Origin of the sequence: Rhizobium sp. CB3090 (assembly GCF_029714285.1) — a bacterium.
Classification (GTDB): Bacteria; Pseudomonadota; Alphaproteobacteria; order Rhizobiales; family Rhizobiaceae; genus Rhizobium.
Genome location: NZ_CP121662.1, coordinates 1,358,697 through 1,370,903, shown reverse-complemented (window position 1 = coordinate 1,370,903; position 12,207 = coordinate 1,358,697). Strand labels below are relative to the sequence as shown.

Genomic DNA, 12,207 nt, shown 5'->3' with positions numbered 1-12,207 from the left:
ACGGCATTCACCTTCAGACGCGGCCCAAAGCCGCGACGAACGATATGTCCGGCTCTGATGATCCCGGACCTTCGACAATGAGGTGCGCCCCGTTTGCCTTTCCGGCAGACGGTCTAGGACGGCAACATGATAAGGACATGACAACTCGCTCCAAACGCGTGGGCGAGACAGGAAGAGATCGGAAAAAGCGTGGTTCTAAGACAAGGTTTTTACGGGAACAGGCGCCGGCGGCGGCAGTTCCTTGCCGATCAGCTTTTCCCGATATTCCGGCGAGACCAAGCCGCCGGAGATCAGCAGCTTGGCGCCATCTTCCGGGCTCATGTCCAGGATCGTGATCTTTTCACGCGGCACGAAAACCAGGAAGCCGGCTGTCGGCACAGGGGTCGGCGGCAGGAAAACGGCCACCATATCATGGCCCATCGCGTTGAACTTCGAGGCAATTTCACCCTTGGCGTCGGTCGAGATGAACACCATCGACCATAGGCCGGGGCTCGGATATTCGATCAGGCCGACCTTCTTGAAAGACGTGCCCTGCTCTTTCAGCACGGTTTCAAAAATCTGCTTCACGCTTTTGTAGATCGTTCGCACCAGCGGCACGCGATGCACGATCGATTCGCCGAAGCGGACGATGCTCTGACCGATCAGGTTCTTGGCGAGGAAGCCGACGATCGTGATGAAGATCATCGCGATCACCAGGCCGGTGCCGGGGACGGCGAAGTTCAGATAACTTTCCGGATCGTAGCGCGCCGGAATATAGGGCCTGACCCAGCTATCGGCCCAGTGGACCACAGACCAAGTGAGCCAGAGCGTAATGGCGATCGGCGCGCAGATGATCAGGCCCGCCAGGAAATTGTTTCTGATCCGCGTTGCCACAGACATTTTGATGGGTTTTTCAGTCATTCGCCGTTCGAAAACTCCGTTCCGTCGCCACCGCTAACCGGCAAATTCCCCCACCATCTCCTATGTCAAACGTGCCAGAAATCGGCGCTTCGCACAACCCGCCAGTCACGTCATCAACGGGGATCGGAGCCCCGTTCACGATGACGTTATTTTAGAAAAATAGCGGGGAATGCGACCTATTCCACCGTCACCGACTTGGCCAGATTGCGCGGCTGATCGACGTCCGTGCCCATGAAGACAGCGGTGTGATAGGCAAGCAGTTGGATCGGCAGCGAGAAGATCATCGGCGCGATGATTTCATCGACAACAGGCAGGATGATCGTCGCCATGGTCGGCAAGGTCGAAGCCGCAGCCCCGGCCTCGTCGGTGATAAAGATGATGCGGCCGCCACGCGCCGCCACCTCCTGCATGTTGGAGACGGTCTTGTCGAAGAAGCGGTCGTAGGGCGCGATGACGATAACAGGCATGTTCTCGTCGATCAGCGCGATCGGCCCATGCTTCAGTTCGCCTGCGGCGTAGCCTTCGGCGTGGATATAGGAGATTTCCTTGAGCTTCAGCGCGCCTTCCAAGGCGAGCGGGAAGCTGGTGCCACGGCCGAGATAGAGCACGTCCTTGAACTTGGAGATCTCGCGGGCAAGGCTTTCCATCTGCGGCTGAATAATGTTCAGCACCCGGGCCATGATGCGCGGCATCTCGACGAGATGACCCACCATCGCTTGTTCGTCCTCAGCGCTGACCGTACCACGCGCCTTGCCGGCGCCGATCGCCAAAGACGCCAGGACTGCAAGCTGGCAGGTGAAGGCCTTGGTGGAGGCAACGCCGATTTCAGGGCCGGCCATGATCGGGAACACGGCATCGGATTCGCGCGCGATGGTCGATTCCTTGACATTGACCACGGCACCGATCTTCAGGCCATTGTCCCTGCAGTAGCGCAGCGATGCCAGCGTATCGGCGGTTTCACCGGATTGCGAGATGAACAGCGCGGCTTGCGATGGCAATAGCGGCATCTCGCGATAGCGGAATTCGGAGGCGACATCGATCTCGACCGGCAGGCGGGCATAGCGCTCGAACCAATATTTGCCGATCAGGCCGGCGAGATAGGCCGTGCCGCAGGCTGAGATCGCCAAGCTGGACACCACGCTGAAATCGATCGGCGATGCGGATGCGTGCACCCGATGACTGAAGAAATCGACATATTGGCTGAGCGCATGGGAGATCACCTCCGGCTGCTCGTAAATTTCCTTTTCCATGAAGTGGCGATGATTGCCCTTGTCGACCACGTAGGCAACCGCCTGCGATATCTGCCGAACGCGGCTGACCTCCTGGCCGCTGAAATCGACGACTGTGGCGCCGTCGCGGGTAATGATCGCGCAGTCGCCGTCGACGAGATAGGTAATCTCGTTGGTGAAGGGCGCCAGCGCGATGGCGTCGGAGCCAAGGAACATCTCGCCATTGCCGAAACCGATGGCAAGCGGCGGGCCGGAGCGGGCTGCCATGAGCGTATTGGGATCGTCCTGGAACATGACGACCAGTGCATATGCACCGGTTATGCGGTTCAGCATCTTCAGCATGGCTGCGCGCGGATCGAGGCCCTGGCGGAGATATTTCGCCAGGAGATGCGCGACCACTTCCGTATCGGTCTGCGAAGCAAAAATCTTGCCTTCAGCCTTCAATTCCTCGCGCAGCTCGGAGAAATTCTCGATGATGCCGTTATGGACGACGGCGACGCCCTCGACAAAATGCGGATGGGCATTGGTTTCATTGGGAACGCCGTGGGTCGCCCAACGGGTGTGGGCAATGCCGGTGATGCCGGGCAGCGGTTCCACATCGAGCCGCTTTTCGAGATTGAAGAGTTTTCCTTCGGCGCGGCGACGATCCATGACGCCGTTATGGATGGTGGCAACGCCAGCCGAATCATAGCCGCGATATTCGAGACGCCGCAAGGCATCCACCAATCGTCCCGCCACAGCCTTCGTTCCGACAATTCCCACGATGCCGCACATGCAACTCTCCGTCTGCCCAAAATGTTGGGGCAAGTCCTAATGATTCTAATAGTTTTCTCAATCGCCGTGACGGTCACTTTCGGTTTCTGACCGTTACGCGACCCTACCGCGCCGAAGCATCCAAAGGATGCGCTGGGGACGCAGCAGGACTTTAGAGTAGCGCATAATCCTTTCCTTAAATCGATTCCGATTTAAGGGCTCATGCGCTGGACTTTAGGCTTAGTGGCTGCCCTTCTTCGCCGCCTTGATGGCTAGGGCCCGCTCGCGAATGACCTTGGCACGGCCAGGTTTTATCTCCTGGCGGGCGCGTCCGAAGGCAAGCGCTTCTGCCGGGACATCCTCAGTGATGACACTGCCCGAGGCAACATAGGCGCTGTCGCCGATGCGCACGGGCGCAACCAGCGACGAGTTCGAGCCGATGAAACTGTTTGCGCCGATATGGGTCTCATGCTTGTTGACGCCATCATAGTTGCAGGTAATCGTGCCCGCGCCGATATTGCTCCCGGCCCCGATGGTGGCGTCGCCGATATAGGTCAGATGGTTGACCTTGGCGCCCTCGCCGATTTTGCCGTTCTTCACCTCACAGAAGTTGCCGACCTTCGAACCGCCAGAAAGGTCCGCACCCGGGCGTAGCCGCGCGAACGGGCCGACCGTGGCGCCGGCGCTGACATGGGCGCCTTCGATATGCGAGAAAGCGTGAATGACCGCACCCCCGTCGATAACGGCGCCGGGACCGAAGACGACGTTCGGCTCGATCAGCGCGTCCTGGCCGACCACCGTGTCGTAGGCAAGGAACACTGTTTCGGGCGCGATCATGGTGACGCCCGAAAGCATCAGTTCCTGACGCCGCCGCTCCTGCCAGAGGCGTTCGATAAAGGCGAGTTCAGCGCGGTTGTTGCAGCCGGTCATCTCCACTTCCGGCGCATCGACGGCGACCGCACGGCCGCCGAGGGAGCGGGCGATCTCGACGAGATCGGTCAGATAATATTCGCGCTTGGCATTGTCGTTGCCGATGCGGTCGAGCAGGTCGAGCGCCTTGCGGCCGTTGATCGCCATCAGGCCGCTGTTGCACCAGGTAACCGCAAGCTCGGCATCGGTCGCATCCTTGGCTTCGCGAATGGCGATCAGCTCACCGTCCTTGACGAGCAGCCTGCCATAGGCATTTGGATTTTCCGTGTGAAAGCCGATAACGACGATGTCGTTGCCTTCGGCCAGCCCTTGACGTGCTGCGCGAAGCGGCGCGTCGGTGAGCAGCGGCACGTCGCCATAGGCCACCAGAATATCGTCATAGCCCTCTGCAATCGCCTCACGAGCGGCGAGCACGGCATGGCCGGTGCCGAGGCGCTCCTTCTGCAGATAGGCTTCCACCTTGACGCCGGCGACGGAGGCCGCGGCGGCGACCTTCTCCGCATCGCGTCCGACGACGAGCGCAGCAGTGGAAATATCGGTCTTGGCGATCGCTTCCATCACATGCGCGATCATCGGACGGCCGGCGATCGGGTGCAGCACCTTGGAGATCGATGACTTCATACGGGTGCTGTCGCCGGCGGCGAGGATGATGGCGAGGCAGGTGCGTTCCATTTCAAGCTCCGAAAGATACGGTCCGACGAAGCCCAGGGACAGGCTTCGTCTCCTCATAGCAACTAGTTGAGCGGTGAACTACGGCGAAATTAGACGTAGGCGTCAAGCGTCCGCGAGTGCGGCGAAGGCCTGCTGGACGTGTTTGCGGCCGTCGAAAATAACGAATTCCATCGCCTTGTGCGCCGCCAGCCCGTCGTGAGCCGCGATAGCGTCCACGATGGCCATATGCGTATCGGCAATGTTGCCAAAGCCGTTGCTGGAGGGAGGCGCGCTCATCCGGAACATGCCAACGAGGGCCGCTTCTATCAAGCCGCCGAGCGAGCGCATGAAGGGATTGTGGGACGCTTCTGTGATTGCCAGATGAAAATGAAGGTCGGCGATGGCGAGACTGTCCGGAGTGTGTTCCGGTGCGGCCATCGTCATCGCAAGCCGCCGCAACAATTCGATTTCCTCAGGGCTGGCGCGCTCCGCCACGAGACTGGCGGCAAACGGCTCGAAGGCCAAGCGGATGTCATAGAGGTGGAGAAGGAACTCTTCGTTGACGCCGCTTTCAAAGTGCCACGTCAGCACGGCGCTGTCGAACATGTTCCAATGGATCTTCTCGGTGACACGCGTTCCGACCCGGGCGCGCGGAACGACCAAACCTTTTGCCGCGAGCGTCTTCATGCTCTCACGCAGGACCGTGCGCGACACCTTGAACCGTTGCAGAAGATCGCTGTCACCGGGAAGAATGCTGCCGACGGGAAAGGCGCCAGACACGATCGCTTTTCCGAGATCATCCACGACCTGCGCATGGCTGGTTCGTGATTTCCCTTCGGTCTTTCTTGTTTCAAGCAATCTGCTGCGCAAGCGCTCTGTCCTTCCCTCAGGCGAAACGTCGATTGAAACGGGAAAGTAGCAGAAGCCCCTTCTGCATCAGAATAAACGCAAACAGCAGCAGCCCGATCAATATCTTAGTCCACCAACTGGAGAGCGTTCCATCAAAGGTGATATAAGTCTGAATCAAGCCCTGTATGAGAATTCCGATGAGAGTTCCTCCTACGAACCCTGCTCCCCCCGTCAGCAATGTTCCGCCTATGACCACTGCCGCAATTGCATCCAGCTCGACACCAACGGTAGCCAGCGAATATCCGGCCGATGTATAGAGCGAAAAAACGATTCCGGATAGACCGGCGAGAAAGCCGGACAGCGCGTAGATCTGGATCGTCGTGCGGCCCACCGGAACGCCCATCAACTGCGCCGTCTGCACCCCACCACCCAGCGCATAGACGTTGGCTCCGAAGCGGGTGCGATGCGCCAGCACGATACCTCCGGCGAAGACGATAAGCATGATTCCGCCGATCAGCGTCAGACGACCGCCGCCCGGCAGCAGCAGATACAGATCGCTCAGTTGCGAATAGAAATCATGCTCGATCGGGATGCTGTCGATCGACAGGACGAAAGCTATACCGCGCGCAAGAAACATGCCCGCCAGCGTGACGATGAAGGGCGGCATGCTGAGATAGTGGATGATGGCACCCATGCCCGCGCCGAAGACCGTCGTGATCGCCAGAACAAGCGCGAAGGCGAGCAAAGGATGGATCGAGGTATCCCTGAGAATGATCGCCAGGAAGACGCCAGTAAAGGCGATGACCGAACCGATCGATAGATCGATGCCGCCGGAGAGGATGACGAAGGTCATGCCGACCGCCGCAATTCCGAGAAAAGCATTGTCCGTCAGCAGATTGCCGATAACGCGCGTCGACAGCATGGTCGGAAACTGCAGCACGCAGCCGGTATAGGCCAGCAGAAAAATGACGATCGTCGCAAGCAGAGGAAGATATTTCGAATTCACTTTGCCTGCTCCTCATGGACCATCTGTGCCGTGCCGCGCCGACGCCAGAAAAACGCCGAGACGGATTGAAGCGCTGGAGACTGGATGACCAGAATAATGATGACGATAACGGCCTTGATCACCAGATTGAATTCCGGCGGGAAGCCGGACAACAGAATGCCGGTATTGACCGACTGGATGATCATCGCACCGATCAACGAGCCGACAATACTGAAGCGCCCGCCAAGAAGGGAATTGCCGCCGACGACAACGGCCAGGATCGCGTCGAGCTCCAACCAGAGACCGGCATTGTTCGCATCGGCACCCTTGATATCGGCGGAAACTATGATGCCGGCGATAGAGGCGCAAAGGCCGCTCAGAGCATAGGCGGCGATCAGCAGCACCGGCGTCTGAATGCCCGACAGCGTGCTGGCCCGCCGGTTGATGCCGATGGCCTCGACAAGCATGCCGAGCGCCGTGCGCCTCACCAGAAGAATGACCGCCAGTGCCACTAACAGCCAGATGACGACGGGCATCGGCAGAGAGGCAAAGGACCCGCTTCCCAGGAAGATGAGCCCATCGTCATTGAAGGTCATGATGACGCCTTCGGTGATCAATTGAGCTATCCCGCGGCCCGCGACCATCAATACCAGCGTGGCGATGATCGGCTGAATGTCGAGAACCGCGACGAGAAACCCGTTCCACAGCCCGCATGCCAGCCCGACGCCGATGGTGAGTATCAGCGTGTAGGCGAGAGAATTCCCGGAGACGATCGCGGATGCAGCGACGGCACCGCAAATTGCGATCACCGCACCGACCGAGAGATCGATGCCTTTGGTGGCAATGACCAGCGTCATACCGATGGACAGAAGTGCCACCGGAGCACCGCGATTGAGAACATCGATGATGCTGCCGTACAGTCTGCCATTCTGAAGCTCCAGATGAAAGAACTGCGGGAACATAATGAAATTCAAAAGAAGAATGGCTGCCAACGCAATGATTTGCGGAGCCAATCGAAACAACAGGGCCTTAATCTGGGAACTCATGCTTCTTCTCGCTTGCTCTCGCCCGTCGCGATGGAGTCGACGATGTGGCTGGCAGTAATCTTCTCGCCTGTCAGTTCGGCAATATGCTCGCGGTCGCGCAGCACGATGACGCGGGAACTATAGGCTACAAGCTCCTCCAGCTCGGACGAAATCACCACCAGCGACATTCCCTGCTGGCAAAGGTCTTCGATCAGGCGGATGATCTCGGCGTGCGCACCGACATCGATGCCGCGCGTCGGCTCGTCCAAGATCAGGAAATTGGGATTGGTCGCCAGCCAGCGCGCCAGAATGGCCTTTTGCTGATTGCCGCCGGAGAGCAGCCTTATCGGCTTTTCGCGGTCGGTGGTGCGAATATCCAACGCCTTGATATAGCGATCGGCAATCGCGTTCTGCTCGCTGCGCGGCAATGGGCGTGCCCATCCGCGGCGGGCCTGGAGCGCCATGACTATATTTTCGCGGATGGACAGATCGCCGATAATGCCGTCCGTCTTGCGGTCTTCCGGGCAAAATCCGAAGCCGCTGTTGATGGCGGCACGCGGGCTCGAAAGCGTCACCGTCCGGTCTTCGATCTTTGCCTCGCCACTGTCGGCGCGCTCGACGCCGAAAAGCACCTCCGCGGTTTCCGTGCGCCCTGAGCCCAGCAGCCCGGCAATCCCCACCACTTCGCCTTCACGAACCTCCAGATCGAAGGGTTTTATCTTGCCGCGCTTGCCGAAATTCGTGAAACGGTATCTCACGGGGCCGCTTTCGCTGACTGCCTGCTTTCCTGTTGCTTCGACCTGCGCAAGTTCGCGGCCAAGCATCATGGCGATCAGGGTTTGCCGTGAAAGGCCATCGGCATCACGCGTACCCACAAGGCGGCCGTTGCGCAGGACGGTTATGCGGTCGCAGATCTGATAGACCTGCTCCAGAAAGTGCGTAATGAAAACAATGCCTAAGCCACGCCTCTTCAGGTTTTGGATAATACCGAAAAGCATCGCGACTTCATGCGTATCCAGGCTGGCCGTCGGCTCGTCGAGGATCAGAACCTTGCCGGAGAGATCGACAGCACGCGCGATCGCGATGACTTGCTGGATTGCGACGGAGAAACGGTCGAGCTGACGACTGACGTCGATGTCTATGCCGTATTGCGACAGCAGGTCTTTCGCCATGCTGTTCATCAAACGGCTGCTGACCATGCCGAAGCGTTTCGGCTGGCGGCCGAGGAAGAGATTTTCCGCGACACTCAAATTCGCAAGGAGGTTCACCTCCTGATAGACCGTTCCGATGCCGAGCTTCTGCGCGGCGAGCGTATCGTGCGGGTCGATTTCGGCGCCATCGAGAACTAGGCTGCCAGCATCGCGGCGATATGCGCCGGTCATGCATTTGATCAGCGTCGATTTCCCTGCACCATTCTCACCGAGAAGCGCATGAACCTCGCCCCGCCGCAATGTGAAATCGACATGATCAAGGGCGGTGGAACCGGGAAAATATTTGCAGAAGCCGGTAGCGGTCAGAAGACGCTCGACATCGTGAGCCATGGGCCAAGAATTTCCTTGAAATTGAGCCGGTATGCAAAGCGCGAAATACGCCGCACGTTAAAGCGCCGCGCGTCATCTTACTCCCATTCAGGTGATTTCGCCCGAATTCGTGAAGTTTCAGCGCGCCTGCAGTTCCGCGTCGAAAAGCCCGCATCGGCCGTTCGCCGGCCGATGCGGTTCGCTTTTTTACATCAGTAGCCCTGGCCCTTCTTTTCCTCGTAGACCTTCTGCGGGTCGTCAGCTTGCGTGTACAGCTTGGACTCGGTCTGGATCCACTTCGGCGGCTCCTTCTTGGTCTTCAGGTAGGCGTCAAGCGCATCGAAAGCGGGGCCGGCCATGTTCGGCGTCAGTTCGACCGTGGCGTTTGCCTCGCCGGCGGCCATGGCCTTGAAGAGATCCGGAACCGAATCGATGGATACGGTCAAAATATCCTTGCCGGGCTTCAGGCCTGCTTCCTTGATCGCCTGGATGGCGCCGACGGCCATGTCGTCGTTATGAGCGTAGAGCGCGCAGATATCCTTGCCGCCGTTTTCGGCCTTCAGGAAGCTTTCCATGACTTCCTTGCCCTTAGCGCGGGTGAAATCGCCCGTCTGGCTGCGTACGATCTTCAGATTGTCATGGCCCTTGATGGCTTCTTCGAAGCCCTTCTTGCGGGCGATCGCCGGCGAGGAACCGGTGGTACCCTGAAGTTCGACGATGTTGCACTTCTTGTCGCCGACGGTCTTCACAAGCCAGTCGCCGGCGACCTTGCCTTCGTGAATCTGATCCGAGGTAACGGCGGTCAGATAGAGATCCTTCGGTGCGTTGATCGTGCGATCAAGCAGGATGACCGGGATCTTGGCTTCCTTTGCTTCTTTCAGAACAGAGTCCCATCCCGTTTCCACGACGGGAGCCAGCAGAATCGCATCGACACCCTGCGCGATGAAAGAGCGAATAGCCTTGATCTGGTTTTCCTGCTTCTGTTGAGCATCGGCAAATTTGAGATCGATGCCGCGCTTTTCAGCTTGCTGCTTGGTAACGGTCGTTTCCGCCGCACGCCAGCCGGATTCCGAACCGATTTGCGAAAAGCCGACCACCAAATTCTTTGCTGATGCAGGCGCAAACATGCAAGCAGCGAGAATCGTGGCACTCACCAGTGCAGTCTTCAATTTCATGATGTCCTCCCAATTGGCCGTCTCTTACGGCTGATTGAAAAAAATCATATAGTAATACTTTTGTAAATCGACATTCTGTGACGCACTGCAACAAAAAAGGGCGCTCCGGGCGCCCTTTTTCAACCGTCTCGAATTCAGAGACTTACTTTGCTGAAGGAAGTTTGTCGTCGACGCCTTCGATGTAGAAATTCATGCCCAGCAGCGTAGCGTCATCGGCCTTTTCGCCAGCCTTGAGCCAGGGTGTGCCGTCCTGCTTGTTGATCGGGCCGGTAAAGGGCGCGAGTTCGCCGGACTTGATCTTGGCTTCGGTCTCTTCAGCCATCTTCTTCACATCGTCAGGCATGTTGGTATAGGGCGCCATCTTCAGAATGCCGTCCTTCAGACCATCCCAGCTCTGCTCGGCCTTCCAGGTGCCGTCGAGCAGCGCATGGACGCGCTTGGAGTAGTAGTTGCCCCAGGTGTCGACGACAGCGGTCAATTGCGCATGCGGGCCAGCAGCGATCATGTCGGAAGCCTGGCCGAAAGCGTGGATGCCGCGCTCTTCGGCCACCTGCATCGGCGCGGTGGTGTCGGTGTGCTGCGTCAAAATGTCGACGCCCTGGTCGACCATGGCCTTGGCGGCGTCGGCTTCCTTGCCTGGATCGAACCAGGTGTTAACCCAGATGACCTTGAGCTTGAAGCTTGGATCGACCGAGCGCGCGCCCTGCTCGAAAGAGTTGATGCCCATCACCACTTCCGGGATCGGGAAGGAAGCGATGTAAGCGGCGCCGTGATTCTTCGACATCTTGGCGGCGATCTGACCCAGGATGTAGCGGCCTTCGTAGAAGCGCGAATTGTAGGTACCGAGATTCGGGCCGGTCTTGAAGCCGGTCGCATGCTCGAACTTCACCTTCGGGAACTTCGCGGCGACCTTGACGGTGGCATCCATGAAGCCGAACGAGGTGGAGAAGATCAGCGAGCAGCCGGAGCGGGCGAGACGTTCGATAGCGCGTTCGGCGTCCGGGCCTTCCGGAACGTTTTCGAGATAGGGCGTATCGATCTTGTTGCCGAATTCCTTCTGGATCTGCTGGCGGCCGAGATCGTGCGCCTGCGAATAACCGCCATCCGTGTGCGAGCCGACGTAAACAAAGCAGACCTTTGTCGGTGCCGCTTCGGCCGCAGCGCCGAAGCCGATAATGGCGGCGGCCGTGGTGGCGAGTGCGAGAGCTAGTTTTTTCATAGTTACCCCTGCTGGTTTGATATTACAAAAATTCGTCCGGTTATTGTCTTTAGCGCTCCGGAACGAAGGCCTTGCCGAGCGACGCTGGCGTATTGATCAAGGTCGCGCGGCGATTTTGAGAGATGATGACGAGAACCACAATAGTCGACGCGTACGGTAGCATCGACAGAAATTGTGCGGGGATACCGACGCCGAAGCCCTGCGCATGAAACTGCAGGATCGTCACCGCCCCGAAGAGATAACCACCGGCCATGACACGCATCGGCCGCCATGATGCGAAGACAACGAGAGCCAGCGTCACCCAGCCGCGGCCGGCCGACATGTTCTCAACCCATTGCGGCGTGTAGACCAGCGACAATTGTGCGCCGGCGAGCCCCGCGCAGGCGCCGCCGAACATGACGGCCAGATAGCGCGTGCGGATGACGTCGATGCCGAGGGCATGCGCCGAGCCGTGACTGTCGCCGATGGCGCGCAGCTTCAGGCCGGTGCGGCTGCGGAAGAGGAACCAATTGACGCCGACGAGCAGCGCGATCGAGAGATAGAAAGTCAGGTCCTGCTTGAACAGCACCGGCCCGACAAGCGGAATATCGGACAGGAACGGAAAGACGATTTCGCGCAACTGCACTCCGGGCACGCTGACATAACCTTCACCGATCATGCCGGAGAGGCCAAGGCCGAGGATAGTGAGCGCCAGACCCGTCGCAACCTGATTGGTCACCAGCGTCAGCGTCAGGAACCCGAACAACAGCGAAAACAGCGCGCCGCCGACAACGCCGGCGATGAGGCCCACATAGGGCGATCCGCTCATCTGCGCGCCGACGAAGGCGGCGACGGCCCCCATGATCATCATGCCTTCGACGCCGAGATTGAGCACGCCGGAGCGTTCCACCACGAGTTCGCCAAGACCGGCGATGACGAGCGGTGTCGAGGCCGTGATGATGGTCAGAAGGATTGCTTCAAAAACACTCATG

The 12,207-nt window shown here is 58.9% G+C and carries 10 protein-coding genes; all 10 read right to left on the bottom strand.

Features of this window, described 5'->3' with window-relative positions; genetic code table 11:
- Nucleotides 1-195 precede the first annotated feature (195 nt).
- Complete coding sequence (locus QA646_RS06705; RefSeq protein WP_283058257.1) at nt 196-900, bottom strand: DUF502 domain-containing protein; 705 nt, start codon at nt 898-900, stop codon at nt 196-198.
- A gap of 176 nt (nt 901-1,076) precedes the next feature.
- Complete coding sequence (gene glmS / locus QA646_RS06700; RefSeq protein ID WP_283058256.1) at nt 1,077-2,903, bottom strand: glutamine--fructose-6-phosphate transaminase (isomerizing); 1,827 nt, start codon at nt 2,901-2,903, stop codon at nt 1,077-1,079.
- A 219-nt stretch (nt 2,904-3,122) separates the two neighbouring features.
- Complete coding sequence (gene glmU / locus QA646_RS06695) at nt 3,123-4,484, bottom strand: bifunctional UDP-N-acetylglucosamine diphosphorylase/glucosamine-1-phosphate N-acetyltransferase GlmU (RefSeq protein WP_283058255.1); 1,362 nt, start codon at nt 4,482-4,484, stop codon at nt 3,123-3,125.
- A gap of 102 nt (nt 4,485-4,586) precedes the next feature.
- A complete protein-coding gene (locus QA646_RS06690; RefSeq protein WP_283058253.1) occupies nt 4,587-5,333 on the bottom strand; it encodes a FadR/GntR family transcriptional regulator in 747 nt (248 codons plus the stop codon).
- 16 nt (nt 5,334-5,349) lie between these two features.
- Nucleotides 5,350-6,318, bottom strand: a complete 969-nt coding sequence (gene yjfF / locus QA646_RS06685; RefSeq protein ID WP_283058252.1) for a galactofuranose ABC transporter, permease protein YjfF — start codon at nt 6,316-6,318, stop codon at nt 5,350-5,352.
- The gene (locus QA646_RS06680) at nt 6,315-7,343 is read right to left on the bottom strand and encodes an ABC transporter permease (protein ID WP_283058251.1); all 1,029 of its coding nucleotides are present in this window, start codon (nt 7,341-7,343) and stop codon (nt 6,315-6,317) included. Before QA646_RS06680 ends, yjfF begins: the two co-directional genes overlap by 4 nt.
- Nucleotides 7,340-8,863 carry a galactofuranose ABC transporter, ATP-binding protein YtfR gene (gene ytfR / locus QA646_RS06675; RefSeq protein ID WP_283058250.1) on the bottom strand — a complete coding sequence of 508 codons (1,524 nt, stop codon included), beginning with the start codon at nt 8,861-8,863 and terminating at the stop codon, nt 7,340-7,342. Before ytfR ends, QA646_RS06680 begins: the two co-directional genes overlap by 4 nt.
- 191 nt (nt 8,864-9,054) lie before the next feature.
- Nucleotides 9,055-10,017, bottom strand: coding sequence for a galactofuranose ABC transporter, galactofuranose-binding protein YtfQ (gene ytfQ, locus QA646_RS06670; RefSeq protein WP_283058248.1), 963 nt, complete (start codon nt 10,015-10,017; stop codon nt 9,055-9,057).
- Between the two features lie 142 nt (nt 10,018-10,159).
- A complete protein-coding gene (locus tag QA646_RS06665) occupies nt 10,160-11,236 on the bottom strand; it encodes a BMP family ABC transporter substrate-binding protein (protein ID WP_283058247.1) in 1,077 nt (358 codons plus the stop codon).
- A gap of 49 nt (nt 11,237-11,285) precedes the next feature.
- The gene (locus tag QA646_RS06660; protein ID WP_283058988.1) at nt 11,286-12,206 is read right to left on the bottom strand and encodes an ABC transporter permease; all 921 of its coding nucleotides are present in this window, start codon (nt 12,204-12,206) and stop codon (nt 11,286-11,288) included.
- Nucleotide 12,207: the final 1 nt, after the last annotated feature.